At 56.3% G+C, this 19,595-nt stretch carries 20 protein-coding genes; 12 read left to right on the forward strand and 8 right to left on the reverse strand.

Annotation, left to right across the window (positions count from 1 at the left end; all coding sequences use genetic code 11):
- Positions 1-122: 122 nt before the first annotated feature.
- The 4 genes from AUC61_RS01460 to gpmI all read right to left on the reverse strand — a co-directional run bounded on the left by AUC61_RS01460 (position 123) and on the right by gpmI (position 5,269).
- Positions 123-914: a divergent polysaccharide deacetylase family protein gene (locus tag AUC61_RS01460; RefSeq protein WP_243244138.1), complete on the reverse strand. Its 792-nt coding sequence runs from the start codon at positions 912-914 to the stop codon at positions 123-125.
- Between the two features lie 4 nt (positions 915-918).
- Complete coding sequence (locus AUC61_RS01465; protein ID WP_122664021.1) at positions 919-2,241, reverse strand: S41 family peptidase; 1,323 nt, start codon at positions 2,239-2,241, stop codon at positions 919-921.
- Positions 2,242-2,271: 30 nt separating this feature from the next.
- A complete protein-coding gene (locus AUC61_RS01470; RefSeq protein WP_243244139.1) occupies positions 2,272-3,594 on the reverse strand; it encodes a murein hydrolase activator EnvC family protein in 1,323 nt (440 codons plus the stop codon).
- A gap of 142 nt (positions 3,595-3,736) precedes the next feature.
- Positions 3,737-5,269: a 2,3-bisphosphoglycerate-independent phosphoglycerate mutase gene (gpmI, locus tag AUC61_RS01475; protein ID WP_243244140.1), complete on the reverse strand. Its 1,533-nt coding sequence runs from the start codon at positions 5,267-5,269 to the stop codon at positions 3,737-3,739.
- A 206-nt stretch (positions 5,270-5,475) separates the two neighbouring features.
- Between gpmI and AUC61_RS01480 the strand changes: the two genes are divergently transcribed.
- Genes AUC61_RS01480 through secB form a run of 3 tightly spaced genes read left to right on the forward strand, consistent with a single transcriptional unit; the run spans position 5,476 to position 6,676 of the window.
- Entirely contained in the window at positions 5,476-5,889 is a 414-nt protein-coding gene (locus AUC61_RS01480) for a rhodanese-like domain-containing protein (RefSeq protein ID WP_243244141.1), read from the forward strand.
- 1 nt (position 5,890) lies between these two features.
- Complete coding sequence (gene grxC, locus AUC61_RS01485) at positions 5,891-6,139, forward strand: glutaredoxin 3 (RefSeq protein WP_243244142.1); 249 nt, start codon at positions 5,891-5,893, stop codon at positions 6,137-6,139.
- A 48-nt stretch (positions 6,140-6,187) separates the two neighbouring features.
- Positions 6,188-6,676: a protein-export chaperone SecB gene (secB, locus tag AUC61_RS01490; RefSeq protein WP_027898930.1), complete on the forward strand. Its 489-nt coding sequence runs from the start codon at positions 6,188-6,190 to the stop codon at positions 6,674-6,676.
- A gap of 198 nt (positions 6,677-6,874) precedes the next feature.
- Here the strand turns inward: secB and trmL are convergent, their stop codons facing one another.
- Positions 6,875-7,330, reverse strand: coding sequence for a tRNA (uridine(34)/cytosine(34)/5-carboxymethylaminomethyluridine(34)-2'-O)-methyltransferase TrmL (gene trmL, locus AUC61_RS01495; protein ID WP_243244143.1), 456 nt, complete (start codon positions 7,328-7,330; stop codon positions 6,875-6,877).
- On the opposite strand from trmL, the gene AUC61_RS01500 reads away from it, so the two are divergent.
- The 7 genes from AUC61_RS01500 (at position 7,329) to AUC61_RS01530 (ending at position 14,040) form a co-directional block, all read left to right on the forward strand.
- Positions 7,329-7,769, forward strand: coding sequence for a hypothetical protein (locus AUC61_RS01500; protein WP_243244144.1), 441 nt, complete (start codon positions 7,329-7,331; stop codon positions 7,767-7,769). The genes trmL and AUC61_RS01500 overlap by 2 nt on opposite strands.
- 901 nt (positions 7,770-8,670) lie before the next feature.
- Complete coding sequence (locus tag AUC61_RS01505) at positions 8,671-10,035, forward strand: OprD family porin (protein ID WP_243244145.1); 1,365 nt, start codon at positions 8,671-8,673, stop codon at positions 10,033-10,035.
- A gap of 167 nt (positions 10,036-10,202) precedes the next feature.
- On the forward strand, positions 10,203-10,841 hold the full coding sequence (locus tag AUC61_RS01510) for a peroxiredoxin (protein WP_243244146.1): 639 nt from the start codon (positions 10,203-10,205) through the stop codon (positions 10,839-10,841).
- A gap of 341 nt (positions 10,842-11,182) precedes the next feature.
- Entirely contained in the window at positions 11,183-12,148 is a 966-nt protein-coding gene (locus AUC61_RS01515) for a sulfonate ABC transporter substrate-binding protein (RefSeq protein WP_243244147.1), read from the forward strand.
- Between the two features lie 27 nt (positions 12,149-12,175).
- Entirely contained in the window at positions 12,176-12,973 is a 798-nt protein-coding gene (ssuC, locus tag AUC61_RS01520; protein ID WP_243244148.1) for an aliphatic sulfonate ABC transporter permease SsuC, read from the forward strand.
- The gene (ssuB, locus tag AUC61_RS01525; protein WP_027902266.1) at positions 12,970-13,785 is read left to right on the forward strand and encodes an aliphatic sulfonates ABC transporter ATP-binding protein; all 816 of its coding nucleotides are present in this window, start codon (positions 12,970-12,972) and stop codon (positions 13,783-13,785) included. Before ssuC ends, ssuB begins: the two co-directional genes overlap by 4 nt.
- Before the next feature lie 39 nt (positions 13,786-13,824).
- Positions 13,825-14,040, forward strand: a complete 216-nt coding sequence (locus AUC61_RS01530; RefSeq protein WP_020291765.1) for a TOBE domain-containing protein — start codon at positions 13,825-13,827, stop codon at positions 14,038-14,040.
- A gap of 255 nt (positions 14,041-14,295) precedes the next feature.
- Here AUC61_RS01530 and AUC61_RS01535 read toward each other — a convergent pair whose 3' ends face one another.
- Positions 14,296-15,141 (reverse strand): alpha/beta fold hydrolase, encoded by an 846-nt coding sequence (locus AUC61_RS01535; RefSeq protein WP_243244149.1) that lies wholly within the window; start codon positions 15,139-15,141, stop codon positions 14,296-14,298.
- 242 nt (positions 15,142-15,383) lie between these two features.
- Here AUC61_RS01535 and AUC61_RS01540 point away from each other — a divergent pair, with 242 nt between their 5' ends.
- Positions 15,384-16,271, forward strand: coding sequence for a LysR family transcriptional regulator (locus tag AUC61_RS01540; RefSeq protein WP_243244150.1), 888 nt, complete (start codon positions 15,384-15,386; stop codon positions 16,269-16,271).
- A gap of 3 nt (positions 16,272-16,274) precedes the next feature.
- On the opposite strand, the gene AUC61_RS01545 is transcribed toward AUC61_RS01540, so the two are convergent.
- On the reverse strand, positions 16,275-16,919 hold the full coding sequence (locus AUC61_RS01545; protein ID WP_243244151.1) for a TetR/AcrR family transcriptional regulator: 645 nt from the start codon (positions 16,917-16,919) through the stop codon (positions 16,275-16,277).
- A gap of 212 nt (positions 16,920-17,131) precedes the next feature.
- Positions 17,132-18,508 (reverse strand): glutamine synthetase family protein, encoded by a 1,377-nt coding sequence (locus AUC61_RS01550; RefSeq protein WP_243244152.1) that lies wholly within the window; start codon positions 18,506-18,508, stop codon positions 17,132-17,134.
- 278 nt (positions 18,509-18,786) lie between these two features.
- On the opposite strand from AUC61_RS01550, the gene AUC61_RS01555 reads away from it, so the two are divergent.
- On the forward strand, positions 18,787-19,563 hold the full coding sequence (locus AUC61_RS01555; protein ID WP_243244341.1) for a gamma-glutamyl-gamma-aminobutyrate hydrolase family protein: 777 nt from the start codon (positions 18,787-18,789) through the stop codon (positions 19,561-19,563).
- The last annotated feature ends 32 nt before the right edge of the window (positions 19,564-19,595 follow it).

Consider the following 19,595-nt stretch of genomic DNA (forward strand, 5'->3'; position numbering starts at 1 on the left):
CCGAGCTTGCTCGCGATGAACGATGGCACGGTTTTCAGTCCCGCCACCGCAAGGCCGCGATGAGGTTCTGCCTGAAACATCGCCTCGCGAACAAGTTCGCATCCTACCGTTGATGCCGGTCGTTAGCGATAAATCCCGTTCTTGCCGTGGCCGGCCATCGCCTGATTACCCCGCACGCTGATCATCTGTCGCAGGTCGATCCATTCGATGCCTTGGGCTTTCAGGCGTGGAAGCTCGCGCTCAAGCACGTCGAGCGTCACCGGATAAGGATGACCAATCATCACCGCCGAGCCCTGTTTGCGGGCGAGCTCAATGGCAATATTCAGTTGCCGGGTGATGGCTTGCGGCGTGCGCTCATCATCGAGAAAGACATCGCGGGATACGCTGGCCAACCCGATCTTTTGCGCCTCGGCGGCGGCAACGGTTTTCGCGCTCGTGCGGCTGTCGACGAACAAAAGATGACGGCGCTGCAGTTCGGCCATCAACCACCCCATGGCTACAGGCTCGGCGGTCATGCGGCTGCCCATGTGGTTATTGATCCCAGCGGCGTACGGGACTTTCAGGAGAGCGGCGTTTAGCCTGCTTTCCAGTTCGGCAAGGGGGAGCTCTGGATGCCAGGCATACGGGCCAGTGGCAGGGTCCATAGGCATGTGCAGTATGACGATCTTGCCAGCACGATGGCCCTGACGGGCGAACTCGGTGGCGTGAGGGGTATCCGGCATGATCGCCAGCGTGACAGGACCGGGCAGGGCAAGTACGCGCTGATCCCGGGCCGGATTCTGGCCCAGGTCATCGATGATCAATGTCAGAAACGCCGTATGAGGTTTGCCGACCTGCGCGGCTGGCGCTGCGTAAGCAACGCCAGTCAGGACGCATAGGGTGGCCAGCAGCCAACCCGACAGGAATACACGCATGGCCTTAGTTGCCGCGCGTGATACTCAGGCCCTTGAGCAGGCTCAGAGCCTGGCTAAGCTGGAAGTCATCATCCTGCGGACGGGCCTTGGCTGCGCCGCCTTTGACCGTCGGCTTGTCCGCACCGCCGTTGCCGTTGCCCAGGTGACCGAGCAGATCGGCTTCTTTGTAGGCTTCGCCGTCAGCTTCGTTGGTGACTTTAGCGCGACGTACCACGATGTCAGGGTTGATGCCCTGCGCCTGAATCGAACGACCGTTAGGCGTGTAATACAGCGCCGTGGTGATCTTCAAGGCGCGGTCGTTGTTCAGCGGCAATACGGTTTGCACCGAGCCTTTACCGAAGCTGTCAGTACCCATGAGGATGCCGCGCTTCTGGTCTTGCAAGGCGCCCGCGACGATTTCCGACGCCGAGGCACTGCCGCCGTTGATCAGTACGACCAAAGGTACGCCTTCGCTGGCATCCGCCGGGTCAGCCGAGAAGCGCAGCTCGGAGTTGGCAATACGGCCCTTGGTGTAAACGATCAGGCCCTTGGTGAGGAAGTGGTCAGCCACTTCAACAGCCGATTGCAGGACGCCGCCAGGGTTATTACGCAGATCGAGAATCAACCCGCTCATTTTCTTGCCGTTGTCTTTGCGGAATTTAGCCAGAGCCTTGCCGACTTCATCACCGGTCTTCACCTGGAACTGGGTAATGCGGATATAGCCGTAGCCATTTTCCAGCATCTGCGCTTTGACGCTCTTGACCTGAATGGTCGCGCGCGCCAGCGTCACGTCGAACGGGTTACCACCGTCGCGGACCAGCGTCAGGGTAATCTTCTCGCCGATCTTGCCGCGCATCTTGTCGACCGCTTCCTGCATGGTCTGACCCTGCGTCGGTGCGCCGTTGATCTTGACGATCAAGTCACCCGCTTCGATGCCAGCCTTGGAGGCTGGCGTGTCGTCAATCGGGGAGACGACTTTTACGAAGCCGTCTTCAACACCGACTTCGATGCCCAGCCCGCCAAACTCACCACTGGTGCTTTCCTGCAGCTCCTGAAAGTCTTCAGGGCCCAGGTAAGCCGAGTGCGGATCGAGGTTGCTGAGCATGCCTTTGATGGCGTTTTCCAGCAGGGTCTTGTCGTCAACCGGCTCGACATAAGCGGCTTTGACCCGATCCATGACCTCGGCAAAAGTGCGCAGCTCATCGAGCGGCAGCGGCGCCTTGGCGGTAGTCGCCGCAGGCGGAATAGCGGCTGGCGCTGCTTTGACTTCCGCAGCCTGCGCCAGTGGAGCGCCGATGACGACGGCAATAGCGAGGGCCAGCGAGGTGAGGCGGGACAGATACGGCATGTCTAACGAACTCCTGAAGGTGGAACCGACTTATCCTTGAGTGCGGCACCATTGGGCCGGATCACTAGGGCGACCCTGCTGACGAATAGCGAAATACAACGCCGGTGTGTCCTGTCCACCACTGTTGCCTACAGTGGAGATAGCTTCACCGGCTTTAACAATGTCCCCGGCTGCCTTGAGCAAAGTCTGGTTGTGCCCATACAGACTCAAGTAACCGTTGCCATGGTCGAGAATGACCAGAAGCCCGGCGCCGCGCAACCAGTCTGCGAAGACCACCCGACCGCCGTGTACAGCATGTACCTGACTACCAGCCGATGCGCTGATCATGACGCCGTCCCACGTGGAGCGAGCGTCATCACCACGAGCTTCACCGTAGCGTGCCAGTAATCGACCATCAACTGGCCATGGAAGTTTGCCTTTGGCCGCAGAGAATGCGCCGCCGTATGAAGCGCCAGCGCTGGAAACCATGGCACCGGGTGCTTTTGCAGGGCGTCGTGGTGCGTCATCGCTGTCGGTTCTGCTGCTGTTTTTACTACCGCTGCTGGCTTGTGCCTGAGCTTCACGCTGACGTTTTTCTTCAGCCTCGCGCTCCGCAACCAATGCTTTCTGTCGGGCTTCTTCGGCTTCACGGGCCTGCCGCGCCAACGTTTCTTCAATGGTTTTCAGGACTTTGCCAAGTTCAGCCTGTTCCTGTTGTCGCGCCTGGAGCTTTTGATCCCGTGACTTGTAGTCCTGATTGAGCTTGGCAAGCGCCTGCTGGCGCTCCTGGCGAACCTTGTCCAGCTCTTCGTGCTGAGTTTCCAGCGTGCTCTTCTGCACCAGCAGTTGTGCCTGTTGCAGGTCGATATCTTTTTCGACGCCTGCCAACTGGCGCAGTGTTTCGTTGAAGGTGCGCAACTGAGTCAGGCGAGCCTGGCTCATGTAATCGTAGTAGGTCAGCGTCCGGGCGAATTTTTCAGGATGCTGTTGATTGAGCAGCAGCTTCAGGTATTCCTGCCGGCCGCTTTGATAAGCAGCGCGGGCCTGAATGGCGATCAGGCGTTGCTGTTCAACGCGTGCGCTCTGGAGTTTGCTTTTTTCCTGGTTGAGCCGATTGAGCTCGGCTTCGGTCTTTTTTAGTTCCTTTTGCAGGACCTCGACCTGCTTCTCCAGCTTACCCATGTCGGTTTCGGTACCGCGCAGGTCCTTTTGGACTCCGGCTTTCTCTTTCTGTAAATCGCCCAGGGCTTTTTGCAGCTCGGCGACATCCTGACGCGCAGCGTCAATCTGTTTCTGGGTGAGCGCCCGCTGATCGTCGGCAAACGCCGGATTGAGCAGGCAGATCAAAGCAAGGGTGATCAAGGCGCGAAGCATGAGGGTGGGCGATACCGAGGAATTGTGAAAAAAAGTGTCAGGCTTAGTATGCCCGGCACACGCTGCAAAAAAAACGCCTCGCTTGAGGCCATTCATAGAAAAAACCGGCATGTGGCTAAGCGACATGCCGGTATGGAGCCTTTTACGCGTCAATCAGGATCGAGTGGCCGGTCATCTCTTCCGGCTTTTCCAGACCCATGAGTTTCAGCATGGTGGGCGCTACATCAGCCAGAACCCCGCCTTCGCGGACTTTCAGATTACGCTTGCCTATATAAACGAAAGGCACCGGCTCGGAAGTGTGCGCGGTGTGTGCCTGACCTGTGTGGTCGTCGGTCATTTGCTCGACGTTGCCATGGTCAGCAGTCAGCAAGGCTTCGCCGCCGACCTTTTCCAGCGCGGCAGTGATACGGCCGACACACACGTCCAGGCATTCGACGGCTTTAATGGCCGCTTCCATGATGCCGCTATGGCCAACCATGTCGCCGTTGGCGTAGTTGACGACGATGACGTCATAACGTTGATGCTCGATGGCATCGACGATTTTATCGGTGACTTCCGGCGCGCTCATTTCTGGCTGCAGGTCATAGGTCGCAACTTTCGGCGAGGGAATCAGGATGCGCTCTTCGCCCGGAAACTCTTCTTCGCGGCCGCCCGAGAAGAAGAATGTCACGTGAGCGTATTTCTCGGTTTCAGCGATGCGCAGCTGCGTCTTGCCGTTGGCGGCGAGATATTCACCCAGCACGTTCTTCAGGCTGCCTGCGGCAAACGCCGAAGGTGCAGGAATGCTGGCTGCGTATTGGGTCAACATCACATAGTTGACCTTCGGCTGACGGGAGCGCTCGAAGTCCTTGAAGTCGTCTTCGACGAATACACGGGTGATTTCCCGGGCACGGTCGGCGCGGAAGTTCATGAACACCACTGCGTCGCCGTCTTCAACGGTGACCTTGTCACCAATGCTGGTGGCTTTAACGAACTCATCGTTTTCGCCGCGTTCGTAAGCTGCTTCCAGGCCCGCCACGCTGCTGGCGGCGTTGAATTCCGAGGTGCTGTCGACAATCAGGTTATAGGCCGCTGCTACACGGTCCCAACGGTTGTCGCGGTCCATGGCGAAGTAACGGCCTATGATGCTGGCAATGCGACCTTTGCCCAGACGGGTAAAGGTGGAGTCCAGCAGTTCGAGTGACTTCTGGGCGCTACGTGGTGGTGTGTCGCGACCGTCGAGGAAGGCGTGCAAGTAGATTTTTTCTGCGCCGCGCTGGGCGGCCAGTTCTGCCATGGCAACCAGATGGTCCTGATGGCTATGAACGCCACCGTCCGACAGCAGGCCAAGGATATGCACGGCCTTGCCTGCGCCGACGGCTTTATCCACCGCGCTGCAAATAGTCGGGTTCTCAAAGAACTCGCCATCACGAATGGCTTTGGTGACCCGGGTGAAATCCTGATAAACCACGCGTCCGGCGCCCAGGTTCATGTGGCCGACTTCGGAGTTGCCCATTTGACCGTCCGGCAGGCCGACGTCCATCCCGGAACCCGATATCAGGCCGTTGGGCATAGACTTGTACAGGCGGTCCATGACCGGCATTTTGGCTGCCAGGATGGCGTTGCCCTCATGGCTCTCGCTGTGTCCGAAGCCGTCCAGAATGATCAGGACCAAAGGTTTTGGCGTGGTAGTCATAGAACCCACTCGTGGCTAAAAAAGTAAGTTGGAAAACAGACCGGCATTTTAGGGGCTGTTGATCTTCAATTGCGAGCCGCGATGCCGGAGTTATCGGTTCTGGCGCGATGTCGTCTGAACTTGATTGACCTCATTGTCTGACGGACTTTGGCCGACCTTGGCTGCTGTGTATACTGGCCGACATTTTAACGCCCTGGAACCTACTGATGCTTCAGCACCTGCTTGCTTTTGCTACCAACCACTATTTGATCACTGGCGCTTTCATCATCCTGCTGGGGATGCTGATCGCCTACGAATTGAGCAAGGGCGGTCGCAGCCTGAGCACGGGCGAACTGACTGCGCTGGTCAACAAGGATCAGGCCGTGGTCATCGACATTCGCTCCACCAAGGATTACGCGGCAGGCCACATCGTGGGTGCCCTGAACTTCCCGAATGACAAAGTCCTGACCCGCACCAGCGAGCTGGAAAAGCACAAGGCCAAAACCCTGATCATCGTCGACGCCATGGGCCAGCAGGCTGGTTCGGTCGCACGTGAGCTGCTTAAATCCGGCTTCACGGCTGCCAAGCTGTCCGGCGGCGTATCCACCTGGCGTGCAGACAATCTGCCATTGGTGAAGTGAAATGGCTGAAGTCATCGTCTATTCCAGCGATTATTGCCCTTACTGCACTCGCGCCAAGCAATTGTTGCAGAACAAGCATGTGTCTTTCGAAGAGATCAGAGTCGATGGCAAGCCGCAAGTTCGCGCCGAAATGGTGAAAAAGTCCGGTCGCACCTCTGTTCCGCAGATATGGATCGGCTCGACCCATGTGGGCGGCTGCGATGACCTTTTCGCCCTGGAGCGCTCCGGCAAGCTCGATGAGCTGCTCTAAGCCAGACTCCAACCCCCTTCCAGAACTTAAACGTTAAAAGGACCCGAGATGACCGATCAACCGACCAACGGCACCGCTACCAACGAAGAAGACGCACCGCAATTTTCGCTGCAGCGTATTTACGTTCGTGACCTGTCGTTCGAAGCGCCAAAAAGCCCTGCGATCTTCCGTCAGGAATGGACGCCGACTGTCAGCCTCGACCTGAACACTCGTCAGAAGCCGCTGGAAGGTGATTTCTACGAAGTGGTTCTGACCTTGTCGGTTACCGTTAACAACGGTGACGAAGTTGCTTTCATCGTTGAAGTCCAGCAGGCCGGTATCTTCCTGATCAAAGGCCTGGACCAGGGTTCGATGAGCCATACGCTGGGTGCTTTCTGCCCGAACATTTTGTTCCCGTATGCTCGCGAAACCATCGACAGCCTGGTAGTCCGTGGTTCGTTCCCGGCGCTGATGCTGTCCCCGGTGAACTTCGACGCCCTGTACGCGCAAGAACTGCAACGCATGCAGGCTGCTGGCGAAACACCTACTGTTCAGTAAGTGGTTTAGCTGGACTAAAAAAGCGCCTTTTGAGGCGCTTTTTTGTGGGTGTTGGGTGACTAGGTTTCAATGGGGCGCTTTGTGTCCTTGCACAGCGTTGTAAGCCAGTGATCTGTGGAGCTGCCGAAGGCTGCGATTGCGGCATGCCAGGATAAACGCTTCGCAGCCTTCGGCAGCTCCTACAAAAGCTATGCGTCGTCAGGCAAACCCCAACTGCCGCCATCCTTCATACACTGCCACGGCAACGGTGTTGGACAGGTTCAGGCTGCGGCAACCCTCGCGCATCGGCAGGCGCAGGCGTTGATCGGAGGGCAGGGCGTCCAGGACTTCAGCAGGAAGACCACGGCTCTCAGGGCCGAACAGGAAGGCATCGCCCTCCTGAAAGCTGGCATCGTGGAAGGGGCGTGAGCCTTTTGTGGTAAAAGCAAACAACCGCGGATGGCCGATACTTTCCAGGCAACTGGCAAGGTCGGGATGGGTCTGCAACGTGGCGAACTCGTGATAATCGAGCCCGGCACGGCGCAGGCGTTTGTCGTCCAGTTCGAAGCCCAAAGGCTCGATCAAATGCAGGGTGCTGCCCGTATTGGCGCATAGCCTGATGACATTGCCGGTATTCGGCGGAATTTCTGGTTGAAAAAGGATGACGTGAAACATGCACGGCTCCGAGCTGAAGAATGGCGAGCATTCTACCCTTGAAGAGGATCCGCGGCCGAAGCTATGGCCAAAGGTTTTGGGTTCGCTGGCAATTGTCGGGCTTATGATCGGCTTGATGATCGGCCGCCTGACCGAGCCTGCTCCGCTCGAACTTTTACAAATCGAAGAGCGGCCTACCGGCCTCGCTTTGTGGTTCAACCGTGATCCGAAGGTTTTGCCTGAGCACGTGGATGGCACATTTGCCCTGAGGTTTACGGCAAAGGGTCAGCCATGGCGTGGGCAACTGAAGATCAACGGGAAGGATGTGCGCTGGAGGCTGGAGCGAGACAAGAGGGATTTGCTGCTGACTCTGCTAGCGGCCCGCCCGCTTCACGGTGACTTGCACGGTGAGAAGCTGGACGGGCGCTGGAGACTGGAGGTCAGTCTCCGAGAGGAATAAAAGAGGGGAATCCCCGGCCTGCCTGTACCAAGGTCCCCAAAACTGGTGATACGTAACCTATTGCAGACGGCGTGCCAGTTTTTGAAATTTCTTGTTTTAAAAAGTCTTCTCGTTGTGTTCCCCACCTCGAAAGCCCCAATCTGCGGGCTTTCTGGCTGTTTCATAAATTTATCGCCATCACGTTCAGCGCCCATTCAGCCCCCCTGAGATTTCCCGCAGGACGATTTGCTGCGTGTTAATCGCGCGTCGTTATGGTGCAAAAAATTCTGATGATGCACGGTTTAACGACTTTTCCTGATGGTTCGTGGCGACAACGTTTTTCGAGTTTTGTTCGCCTCCTTCCCAAGTGTGCTCTTGGAATCAGCCCAGAAATCGTCCGACAGAAGGTCTTGAAACGACCGTTTCAAAGTTTTTTCGAGATAAATTTCAGGCGCATAGAGGTAAGTGATGACAACTGTAACAATTGCCACTATACCCTGTGCGCCTCAATGATTTCGGGGGCTTGAGTGTTCATTGAGAGTCTTCAGTTGTGCTGATTCCCGGGAGCAGGTGGCCTGCTTTGTGCTGTCCGAGGTACCAGTCAGAATGATCTGACGAATGGCAGTGAAATATTATTTAGGAATTAGTGAAACAGCTCGATACACTCAAGGACGGAAGGATCCGACAAGGTGCTGGACATATAACCGACAGGTCTTAAAAGCTTAGTAATAATTCTTTTTCGATTTGTTGATTGTTCACTACCCTGCGACCACCGATTCATCGGTGGGTCATTGGTCTTGAGGCGTCGGTTAACCATTGGCTTCGGTCGGGTTTGGCGCTAACCGTAAATTTTTGGGTCAGAGCGCCCCACGGGCCTCGGCACCAGAAATTATAAAAAATTAAGATTCACGAGGAGCGATTCATGAAGAAGTCCACTCTGGCCCTGGCTGTAGCCTTCGGCGTTTTGGCTCAGCAGGCTAGTGCAGCAGGTTTTCTGGAAGACAGCAAAGCGACTCTTAGCTCGCGTACCCTTTATTTTGACGGTGACGCACGCGAAGGCACTGACTCTGCAACCAACCGTACCCGTAACAAAGAAACTGCAACCGGTCTGAAGTTTGACTACCTGTCGGGTTTCACCGAGGGCACTGTTGGTTTCGGTCTGGACGTACAAGCCCTGGTTGGTGTTCACCTTGATGGCGGTAAGGGTCACCACGCAGCAGCTGGTGGTATCACTCCTACCGAAAGCGATGGTTCTGCTGTAGATAATTGGTCTCGTCTGGGCGGCAACGCCAAGGCTCGCTTCTCCAAAACAGAACTGCGTTTGGGTAACGCTTTGGCACCTAACCTGCCAATCCTCGTTTCCAACGACGGTCGTTTGCTGCCTGCCGCCTACCAGGGCGGTGTTGTGACTTCTAAAGAAATCAACAACCTCACACTGACTGGCGGTCAACTGACTCAGTCTATCGGTCGCGCATCGAGCAACTGGACTGACCTGTCCGTTGGTGGCGCAACTGAAGCCAGCAACCAGTTCCGTTTCGCTGGTGGTGACTGGAAAGTTACCAAAGACCTGACCCTTCAGTACTACTACGCCAACCTGCAAGACTTCTACAAACAGCACTTCCTGGGTCTGGTACACGTATTCCCGATCTCTGAAGATCAGTCGTTCAAAACTGACCTGCGTTACTTCGATAGCAGCTCCGACGGCAAAAATGGCGACGTAGGCTACCGTTTCAACAACAACAACGGTTATGCCAAGAACACTGGCGAAGTTGATAACCAGACCTGGTCTGCAATGTTCACCTACTCGCTGGGCGGCCACGCAATCATGGTTGGTCACCAACAGGTGAGCGACGATGGCGGTATGGTTTTCCTGAACCAAGGCAGTGTTACTCGTAACGGCGGCACAGCCCGTCCAGAAGGTAACGGCGGTTCCAGCGTTTACCTGTTCACTGACGCGATGATCAACAACTTCACCCGTGCCGGTGAAAACTCTACCTTCGGTCAGTACTCTTATGACTTCGCTCGTGTTGGTATTCCTGGTCTGAAGACTGCGATCGCTTACATTCACGCTGAAGACATTCGCGGCAACACGCTGGCTACCCGCGATCGCGAGTTCTCGGAGTGGGAACGCGACATCCGTGTTGACTACGTGGTTCAGAGCGGTCCGTTGAAAGGTTTCGGCACTACCGTACGTCACGGTTCGTACCGTGGCGATGCTGCGCTGAATAACTCGACTAACCTCGATCAAACCCGTGTGATCTTCAACTACACCTACGCTTTCAAATAAGCCCGGTCAGTTGAAAAGGAACCCCGCTTCGGCGGGGTTCTTTTTGCCTAAGATTTCATATCTCCAAAAGCTATATTCAAAGCGTTATCTATTCTTTTTAATTTCTAACAAAGGAGCGCAAAGTGGCTTCAATGAATTAGCAAACATCACAACAAGGAGCTACATCCATGAGCTTGCGACTTGGCGATATCGCCCCTGATTTTGAACAGGACTCCAGCGAAGGTCGTATTCAGTTTCACGAATGGCTAGGTAATAGCTGGGGCGTGTTGTTTTCCCACCCTGCTGACTTCACCCCGGTGTGCACCACCGAACTGGGATTCACCGCCAAGCTCAAAGACGAGTTCGCCAAGCGCGGTGTAAAAGCCATTGCGCTGTCAGTGGACCCGGTTGATTCCCACATCAAGTGGATCGGCGACATCAACGAAACCCAGAACACCACCGTCAACTTCCCGATCCTGGCCGACGCTGACCGCAAAGTGTCCGAGCTGTACGACCTGATCCACCCGAACGCCAGTGAAACCCTGACCGTGCGTTCGCTGTTCGTGATCGATACGAACAAGAAGGTCCGGCTGACTATCACTTATCCTGCCAGTACCGGACGCAACTTCAACGAGATTTTGCGGGTCATCGATTCCTTGCAGCTGACCGACAACTACAAAGTCGCAACCCCCGCTAACTGGGTGGACGGTGATGAAGTAGTGATCGTGCCTTCGCTCAAGGATGAAGACGAGATCAAGCAACGCTTTCCTAAAGGCTACAGAGCCGTCAAACCATACCTGCGTCTGACGCCGCAGCCTAATCGCTGAATCACCCTTCCACGACAGATGGGGTTAGCTTGGGCCGATTCGTCGGCCCTTTTTTATATGTCTCGAATAACACTGGGTTCCCTTGTGGGAGCAGAGCTTGCTCGCGATAAGGGCGCCACAGATATCAGGTCAATCGCGTCCAGTCCTATCGCGAGCAAGCTCTGCTCCCACAAAATTCATGCAATCCCTTTATATGCATTTAAAGAATAAACAAATGAAAAAATAAGATTTATAGATATAAAAAATCACTGATATGGTCACTGCAATTCAACACAACCCTCACACCTTACTCGTCCGCCAACGGTCCAGCAGGTGCCACTGAATTAGCAAAGGAGCGCGCCATGCGCACAGCTATTTTGCGTCAAGGTTTGGTCGCTCTGTTTGCCGCAGCGGTCGCCTTCGGCGCTGTTACCCAGGCTCAGGCCGAGACCTTGCGTATCGGTTATCAAAAGTACGGCACGCTGGTGCTGCTCAAAGCCAAAGGCTCCCTTGAAAAGCGCCTCGCCGAGCAGGGCGTGCAAGTGCAATGGACCGAGTTCCCTGGTGGTCCGCAGTTGCTTGAAGGTCTGAACGTCGGCTCCATTGATTTCGGTGTGACGGGCGAAACGCCGCCGGTGTTTGCTCAGGCCGCTGGTGCTGATCTGGTGTACGTCGCCTACGAGCCGCCTGCGCCGACCAGTGAAGCGATTCTGGTGCCCAAGGATTCACCGATCACTTCCGTCAAAGAGCTCAAAGGCAAGAAAGTCGTCCTCAACAAAGGCTCCAACGTGCATTACCTGTTGGTAAAAGCCCTTGAAGATGCTGGTCTGAAATACACCGATATCCAGACTGTGTTCCTGCCGCCAGCCGATGCCCGCGCGGCATTCGAGCGTGGCAGCGTTGATGCCTGGGTTATCTGGGACCCTTACCAGTCAGCTGCCGAGCAGCAACTGCAAGCGAAAACCCTGCGCGATGGCACCGGGATTGTGGATAACCACCAGTTCTATCTGGCGACCAAGCCTTACGCGCAGAAGAATCCGAAAGTGATTCAGGCGCTGATTGAAGAAGTTCGCTCGGTCGGTGAGTGGTCCAAGGCTCACCCGGAAGAGGTGACCAAGCAGGTCGCACCGTTGCTCGGCTTGCCTGCGGATATCACGCTGACTTCGGTTAAACGTCAGGGCTACGGAGCGTTGTTCCTGACCCCGCAAGTTGTGGCCTCGCAGCAAAAAATCGCTGATACGTTTTATCAGCTCAAGTTGATTCCAAAGCCGCTGAACATCGCGGATGTGGTCTGGACGCCGCCCGCCGCTGTCGCGAAAGCGCCGTAATCAGCCGGACCCTGAGGAGACAACTCCATGAGCACTAGTGCTTCGCAACGAACAATCCAGCGCCTCGCGCCTTGGGCTCTGCCGATTCTGCTGCTGGCTATCTGGCAGCTGTCGGTCAGCGCTGGCTGGCTGTCCACCCGCATTCTGCCTGCGCCGAGCGCGGTCATTGAAGCGGGTGTCAATCTGGTTTCCAGTGGAGAAATCTGGACCCATCTGGCGATCAGTGGCTGGCGTGCCGGTCTGGGCTTCGCTATCGGTGGCGGCATCGGCCTGGCTCTGGGTTTTATCACCGGCCTGTCGAAATGGGGCGAACGCTTGCTGGACAGCTCGGTACAGATGATCCGCAACATTCCTCATCTGGCGCTGATCCCGCTGGTGATTCTGTGGTTCGGGATCGATGAAACCGCCAAGATCTTTCTGGTCGCGCTGGGCACCCTGTTCCCGATTTACCTGAACACTTACCACGGGATTCGCAACATTGATCCTGCGTTGGTCGAGATGTCCCGCAGCTACGGCCTGTCCGGCTTCGCATTGTTCTGGCATGTGATCCTGCCGGGTGCGATGCCTTCGATTCTTGTAGGTGTGCGTTTCGCGTTGGGCTTCATGTGGCTGACGTTGATCGTCGCGGAAACCATTTCTGCCAGCTCCGGTATCGGTTATCTGGCAATGAATGCCCGGGAGTTCCTGCAAACCGACGTCGTGGTGCTGGCCATCGTGCTGTACGCCATCCTGGGCAAGCTGGCCGACCTGGCCGCGCGTGGTCTGGAGCGGGTTTGCCTGCGTTGGCACCCGGCCTATCAAGTGACTAAAGGCGGTGCCGCATGAGCAGCTTGAAACAGCAACAGCCTGCGCATCTGCTGCGTGGTATTCCTCTGGCGGTGCAACAACTGAAGAAAGCGTTCGGCAGCCGTGAGGTGTTGAAGAACATCGACCTGCACATTCCGGCCGGGCAATTTGTCGCCGTGGTCGGGCGCAGCGGTTGTGGCAAAAGTACCTTGTTGCGTCTGCTGGCCGGGCTCGACAAACCTACTGCCGGGCAATTGTTGGCCGGTTCAGGTGCATTGGCTGACGCCCGTGAAGACACGCGACTCATGTTTCAGGAAGCACGTCTGTTGCCCTGGAAAAAGATCATCGACAACGTCGGTCTTGGTCTCAGTGGCGACTGGCGCGGCAAAGCGCTGGAGGCCCTCGAAGCCGTCGGCCTGGCCGAACGTGCCGAGGAGTGGCCCGCAGCGTTATCCGGTGGGCAAAAACAGCGCGTGGCGCTGGCTCGTGCACTGATCCATCAGCCGCGCCTGTTATTACTCGATGAGCCACTGGGTGCGCTGGATGCCTTGACCCGTATCGAGATGCAGCAACTGATTGAAAACCTCTGGCGTAAACATGGCTTCACCGTCTTGTTGGTGACCCATGACGTCAGTGAAGCCGTCGCGATTGCTGATCGCGTGATTCTTATCGAGGAAGGGCGTATCGGCCTGGACTTGCTGGTCGACCTGCCGCGCCCTCGCGCCAGAGGCTCGCATCGTCTGGCCAACCTGGAAGCGCAAGTGCTCGAACGAGTGCTGTCGCTGCCCGGCTCGCCCCCTGAACCTGATCCCGTTTCACCGCTGCCCACGCAATTGCGTTGGGCCAATTAACCGACCGTTAGACATCCGTCCCCATACAGGAAGATCATCATGACTATTAAAGCCATCAACGTTCGTAACCAATTCAAAGGCACCATCAAGGAAATCGTCGAAGGCGACGTATTGTCGGAAATCGACGTCCAGACTGCGTCGGGCATCGTGACTTCCGTGATCACCACCCGCTCGGTAAAAGAACTGGAACTGGTGGTGGGCAGTGAAGTGATCGCGTTTGTGAAGTCCACCGAGGTTTCCATCGCCAAGCTGTAACTGATGGGCAAAAAATAACCCCGGAAGGTGAAGGCCCTCCGGGGTTTTGCGTTGGAGGGCATGGCTGTAGGAGCTCTCCCGTCATACAGACAGCGCTGTCGCCCTGCTAAAAAGGAGTCTGTAGGAGTGAGCTTGCTCGCGATAGCGTTAGATCTGTTAAGAAGGTGTCATCTGACCTGACGCTATCGCGAGCAAGCTCACTCCTACAGAAGTCGTCTAAAACTCAGATGGTTATTGATGATAGTCCACGAGCTGCTACAGGAGATTGTGCTTGTGGATAAACGCACTGGCCTTCTCCGCGAACATCAATGGTTGATCTTCCATCAGGAAATGACCCGCATTGTCGATGAGGTGTAACGACGAGCCGGGAATGTCGCCGTGCAGTCGGTGGGCGTAACTTGATGGTTGCCATTCATCTTCGGCACCCCAAAGAATCTGCACCGGAATGCTCAGCTCGGGCAGGCGTTGTGCAAAGTCTTCGGTGTAGCGCGAGTCGTAATGCGCGACCTGATTCTTGTAAAAGCCTTGCTGGCCGATGAGACCGGTAATCGGCGCCAGGTAAGCTTCGAGTATGTCGCCTTCCATGATGCTTTTATTGAAAACAGCCATACGCAGTTGGCGGATCATGAGTTGCCGATGTTCGTCTGCGTCCATTACGGCATGTTCTGCATAGTGCGTGCGGATGTGCTGCCAGCTTGCAGATGGCCAAGAGTCATAGCTGACGATGTCGGCAATGGTCAGGGACAAGAAACGTTCAGGTGCTTCTATCGCCAACCGCAGCGCAACGCCTCCACCAATGTCATGAGCAATCATGTGTGTGCGCTCCAGGCCCCAATGGTCCAGCAGGCTTTCCAGCAATAGGCGCTGCGCTGCTACGGAGGTGTCTTGATTCTGCGGGAATTCCGAGGCGCCAAAGCCCAGCAAATCGAACAGATGCACTTTAAGTCCGGCGGCTACCAGCACGGGTACGACGTTGCGCCAGATGATTGAGTGCGCAGGTGTGCCGTGCAGCAGCACAACGGGCAGCCCTTCGCCGTGGCGGCCAGTGGCAATGCGTCGCCCGTTAATGATCACCTGTTGATTGAGCAGTGGATTGTCCATGGGTGTTGTCTCCGAAACGTTGATGACACCTTCAGCGTATCGAAGGGGTTTTCATGACGCCAATGACAACTTATGCTGCTGGAATTCGATTTTTGTCATGCTGATGTCCTGCATTCTCTGTGGGAGCCGGGCTTGCCCGCGATGAGGACACCCCGGTTTAGATGCCACACCGCATCGCCTGCATCGCGAGCAAGCTCTGCTCCCACAAAATTCCGTCTCACTCAGGTAGCCACGAACAGCTCATGAACCAACGCCTCCCCATAGACGTCCTCCGGGCTCTGCTGAGCATTGTCGAGCTGGGCAGTGTGACCCGTGCGGCTGACAGCCTGAACCTCACGCAATCGGCAGTCAGTTGGAAGATCAAGCGCCTGGAGAAACAACTGGGCCGCCTTCTGATTCGCCGCGAAGGTCAGCGCTTGGTCGCCACCAGCGACGGTGCCGAGTTGCTGGTTCATGCCCGGCGCATTCTCAACTCGCATGACGAAGCGTTGGCTCTGTTCGCGCCCTCGACCCTTGAAGGCACTGTTCGGCTGGGGGTAACCGAGCAGGCATCTCTCACCCAGCTGGCACCGATACTGGCGAAGTTCTCGCGCCAGCATGGCAATGTCGACGTTCGGGTCGTGGTTGAGCAAAGTCAGGCGCTGCGTGAGTCGTTGGCCAATGGCACGCTGGATCTGGCTTTGCATCAGGATTTCGCCCACGGACTGAGTGCGGAGGACCATTTGTTATGGGCTGAGCGCCTGAACTGGTGCGTCCCGGCTGGCTGGGAATATACCGTTGACTCCCCAGTTGCTCTTGTCACTTACGGGCCTGGCTGTTTCTACGGCAATCTGGCGCAGGATCGGCTTCAGGCGGCCGGTATTCGCTGCAAAGTGGCGGTGCAGTGTCCGTCCACAGAAGGTGTACTGTCGGCCATTTCTGCAGGCCTGGGCATAGGCGTCGTGACAGCCAGTAATGTCGACAGACGCGTCGAGGTAAGTCGTTCTTTCGAGCAGCGTATGCCACTGCCTGAAGTGGTCAACGTGTTGCGTTACAGTCAGCGCAAGCACGAGCCGGTGTTGCAGGCACTGCAGCAAATGCTGGTACAGGCGCTGACGCGGGTTAAGGAAGAGTTACCCAGCCCGGCTTGAGGATTAGTGCGTCAGGGGGCGTTGTCTTTTAGGCAGATAAGACGGCAGGTACAGCCCTACATAGGCATCAAACACGCGCATGCCTTCCTCTGCCATGCGCGGGGTGATTTCGTCATGCAGTTGCATGGACCGCGCGTAAACCCGATCGCCCAGCTCCATGGCCAGAGCGAACACGTCTACATCGTCTGGTAAGGCTGGCAGCAAGAAGTGTCGGTCGAAGACCTCCAGCATCAAGTGCCCCAGTTCGATATCGTGCTGACGATCTGCCTGAGTGATTTCAGTCAGTCCATGCTGGGCCAGAATCAGTTGGCGCGCAGCCGCGTCGGCGTTGTAGATATCCAGCATGCGTTGCTCGACTATCCGTGACAAATCACGCCAGGTTGCCAGCGAGTCATGTTCGATGGGCGCTTGCAGACTGGCGCGAAAGGCTGCGTGGATGTCTGCCGTCAGCGCTTCGAGCAGGGCAGGAACACTGGCAAAAAAGTGGTAAACGGATGACGGCGGAATCTGTGCTCGCTCGGCCACGCTATAGATCGACAGACTGGCGACACCTTCAGCCGCCAGCAGCTCGCGTGCGGCATCAAGGATCGAGCCGATCCGGGCCTGACTGGCTGCGCGGGGTTTGCGGGTGGTGACGGGGCGGGTCATGTGGCGTTCTCGTGAGCGGGGCTGCGGAGATTGTACAGCGGTGATGGATCCAATGCTTTCGCGAATGAATTCGCTCCCACAGGGATCACATCGCACACCTGTGGGAGCGAATTCATTCGCGAAGAGGCCGGTTCAGGCGCAGAAAGCTCCACACAAAAAAACGCCGCACAACCTCTCGGTTATGCGGCGTTTTTTATGCTTCATACCATCATTTAAACGGTATGCAGGTACCAGTTGTACTCGAGGTCGGAGATGGAATGTTCGAACTCTTCCAGCTCACTTTCCTTACAGGCAACGAAGATATCGATGTATTTAGGATCGATGTACTTGGCCATCACCTCACTGTCGTCCAACTCACGCAATGCATCGCGCAGGTTGTTGGGCAGGCTTTGTTCGTTCTGCTCGTAAGAATTGCCCGACACTGGTGCGTTTGGCTCGATCTTGTTGGTCAGGCCGTGATGTACGCCTGCCAGGACCGAAGCCATCAACAGGTAAGGGTTGGCATCAGCGCCCGCAACGCGGTGTTCGATACGCACAGCGTCGGCGGAACCGGTCGGCACACGCACGGCAACGGTACGATTATCCAGACCCCAGCTCGGAGAGTTGGGTACGTAGAACTGAGCACCAAACCGGCGATACGAATTGACGTTCGGGCAAAGGAACGCCATCTGTGCGGGTAGGGTCTCGAGCACACCGCCGATGGCATGACGTAACGCGGCGTTCTGCTCGGGATCCTCGCTGGTGAAGATATTCTTGCCATCGCGATCCAGGATCGAGATGTGTACGTGCAAACCGTTGCCTGCCTGGCCCGGGTAAGGCTTGGCCATGAAGGTGGTGTCCATCTCATGGTCGTAGGCGATGTTCTTGATCAGGCGCTTGAGCAGAACTGCGTAGTCGCAAGCCTTGATCGGGTCGGCAACGTGATGCAGGTTGACTTCAAACTGAGCGGGGGCGCTTTCCTTGACGATGGCGTCAGCAGGAATGCCTTGCTCTTTGGCACCTTCCAGAATGTCCTGGAGGCAGTCGACGTATTCGTCGAGGTCGTCGATCAGGTAAACCTGTGTCGAGTGCGGGCGTTTGCCGGAAATCGGGGAGCGGGGCGGTTGCGGACGGCCGTTCACGTTTTCCTGATCGATCAGGTAAAACTCCAGCTCGAAAGCGGCGCAAATCGTCAGGCCCATTTCGTCGAACTTAGTCACGACCTGGCGCAACACTTCGCGCGGGTCAGCGAAAAACGGGTCACCTTCAAGTTCGTGCATGGTCATCAGCAATTGCGCGGTAGGACGCTTCTGCCAAGGCTCATTGCACAGGGTGTCAGGGATTGGATAGCAGATTCGGTCAGCATCACCGATGTCCAGACCCAGGCCGGTACTTTCTACCGTCGAGCCATTGATATCCAGGGCAAATAAAGAGGCAGGCAGGTTAATGCCCTTCTCGTAAACCTTATGGAGGCTGGTGCGTTCAATGCGCTTGCCGCGCACTACACCATTCATATCTGCAATCAGAAGGTCAACGTACAGAACCTCAGGATGTTCCTTAAGGAACGCGTTCGCTTCATTAAGCTGAACGGCACGCGGGGGTACCGACATGATGCAACACCTTTGTTGTTAAAAATATCAATCATCGAGCATTACGGGTTTCAGTCAATCCGAAAGCCATGATGAAGTCAATAGAGCCTTCCGTTGCCCTGAAAGGGCGCAAAAAGGCCGTTTTTGCCGCAATTCAGGGCAAGTATTTAACAGCGGAAGGCTACGGATTCCGGGGCTTTCAAGTCGCCTGTTCGATTTTTACAGGGCTGTTGTGTAAAAAAACGAACAAGGCTAAGCTCGATCGCAACCCAGACCAGCAACAACAATACGGGGGTCCCATGTCACGCCTGCCCTTGATCGGCGTTACCGCCTGCACCAAGCAGATCGGTCTTCATGCTTATCATGTTTCTGGCGACAAATATGTCCGTGCGGTAGCAGTGGCTGCCAAGGGCATGCCGTTGATTCTGCCTTCACTTGGCCCCTTGCTAGACCCCGCCGACATTCTTTCCAGTCTCGATGGACTGCTGTTCACCGGTTCGCCTTCCAATGTCGAACCCTACCACTATAGTGGCCCAGCCAGTGCGCCGGGTACCGCTCATGATCCCGAACGCGACGCCACCACCTTACCGCTAATTCGGGCTGCCGTGGCAGCCGGTGTGCCGGTTTTAGGCATTTGCCGTGGTTTTCAGGAGATGAATGTAGCGTTTGGCGGCAGCCTGCATCAGCGTGTACATGAAACAGAAGGTTTCATGGATCATCGTGAACCCGAAAACGAACCTGTTGAAATTCAGTACGCGCCAAGCCACCCAATGCGCGTCCAGCCGGGCGGTGTGCTGGAGGCACTGGGGCTGGCGAGCGAAATTCGCGTCAATTCTATCCACGGGCAAGGTATCGAGCGTCTGGCGCCGGGCCTGCGCGTGGAGGCCATCGCGCCTGATGGCTTGATCGAAGCTGTCTCGGTTCAGGACAGTCCGGGCTTTACGCTGGGGGTGCAGTGGCATCCCGAGTGGCAAGTTACTGCAAACCCTGATTACCTTGTCATCTTCCAGGCGTTTGGCGATGCCTGCCGAAAACGAGCACTACAACGCGACGCCGATGCGTCAAATAACGCCTGATTCGCGATCAGGACTCTGACCACCTGAGGTAT

The sequence above is a fragment of the Pseudomonas maioricensis genome, assembly GCF_022790535.1.
GTDB lineage: Bacteria > Pseudomonadota > Gammaproteobacteria > Pseudomonadales > Pseudomonadaceae > Aquipseudomonas > Aquipseudomonas maioricensis.

What these genes read in the sequence shown, in the direction of transcription:
- AUC61_RS01515 (WP_243244147.1), top strand. Translation starts at nt 11,183, where the DNA reads ATGCGCACAGCTATTTTGCGTCAAGGTTTGGTCGCTCTGTTTGCCGCA.
- AUC61_RS01500 (WP_243244144.1), top strand. Translation starts at nt 7,329, where the DNA reads ATGCACGGCTCCGAGCTGAAGAATGGCGAGCATTCTACCCTTGAAGAG.
- grxC (WP_243244142.1), top strand. Translation starts at nt 5,891, where the DNA reads ATGGCTGAAGTCATCGTCTATTCCAGCGATTATTGCCCTTACTGCACT.
- ssuB (WP_027902266.1), top strand. Translation starts at nt 12,970, where the DNA reads ATGAGCAGCTTGAAACAGCAACAGCCTGCGCATCTGCTGCGTGGTATT.
- AUC61_RS01470 (WP_243244139.1), bottom strand. Translation starts at nt 3,594, where the DNA reads ATGCTTCGCGCCTTGATCACCCTTGCTTTGATCTGCCTGCTCAATCCG.
- AUC61_RS01480 (WP_243244141.1), top strand. Translation starts at nt 5,476, where the DNA reads ATGCTTCAGCACCTGCTTGCTTTTGCTACCAACCACTATTTGATCACT.
- gpmI (WP_243244140.1), bottom strand. Translation starts at nt 5,269, where the DNA reads ATGACTACCACGCCAAAACCTTTGGTCCTGATCATTCTGGACGGCTTC.
- AUC61_RS01505 (WP_243244145.1), top strand. Translation starts at nt 8,671, where the DNA reads ATGAAGAAGTCCACTCTGGCCCTGGCTGTAGCCTTCGGCGTTTTGGCT.
- secB (WP_027898930.1), top strand. Translation starts at nt 6,188, where the DNA reads ATGACCGATCAACCGACCAACGGCACCGCTACCAACGAAGAAGACGCA.
- trmL (WP_243244143.1), bottom strand. Translation starts at nt 7,330, where the DNA reads ATGTTTCACGTCATCCTTTTTCAACCAGAAATTCCGCCGAATACCGGC.
- ssuC (WP_243244148.1), top strand. Translation starts at nt 12,176, where the DNA reads ATGAGCACTAGTGCTTCGCAACGAACAATCCAGCGCCTCGCGCCTTGG.
- AUC61_RS01530 (WP_020291765.1), top strand. Translation starts at nt 13,825, where the DNA reads ATGACTATTAAAGCCATCAACGTTCGTAACCAATTCAAAGGCACCATC.
- AUC61_RS01535 (WP_243244149.1), bottom strand. Translation starts at nt 15,141, where the DNA reads ATGGACAATCCACTGCTCAATCAACAGGTGATCATTAACGGGCGACGC.
- AUC61_RS01545 (WP_243244151.1), bottom strand. Translation starts at nt 16,919, where the DNA reads ATGACCCGCCCCGTCACCACCCGCAAACCCCGCGCAGCCAGTCAGGCC.
- AUC61_RS01555 (WP_243244341.1), top strand. Translation starts at nt 18,787, where the DNA reads ATGTCACGCCTGCCCTTGATCGGCGTTACCGCCTGCACCAAGCAGATC.
- AUC61_RS01460 (WP_243244138.1), bottom strand. Translation starts at nt 914, where the DNA reads ATGCGTGTATTCCTGTCGGGTTGGCTGCTGGCCACCCTATGCGTCCTG.
- AUC61_RS01465 (WP_122664021.1), bottom strand. Translation starts at nt 2,241, where the DNA reads ATGCCGTATCTGTCCCGCCTCACCTCGCTGGCCCTCGCTATTGCCGTC.
- AUC61_RS01550 (WP_243244152.1), bottom strand. Translation starts at nt 18,508, where the DNA reads ATGTCGGTACCCCCGCGTGCCGTTCAGCTTAATGAAGCGAACGCGTTC.
- AUC61_RS01540 (WP_243244150.1), top strand. Translation starts at nt 15,384, where the DNA reads ATGAACCAACGCCTCCCCATAGACGTCCTCCGGGCTCTGCTGAGCATT.
- AUC61_RS01510 (WP_243244146.1), top strand. Translation starts at nt 10,203, where the DNA reads ATGAGCTTGCGACTTGGCGATATCGCCCCTGATTTTGAACAGGACTCC.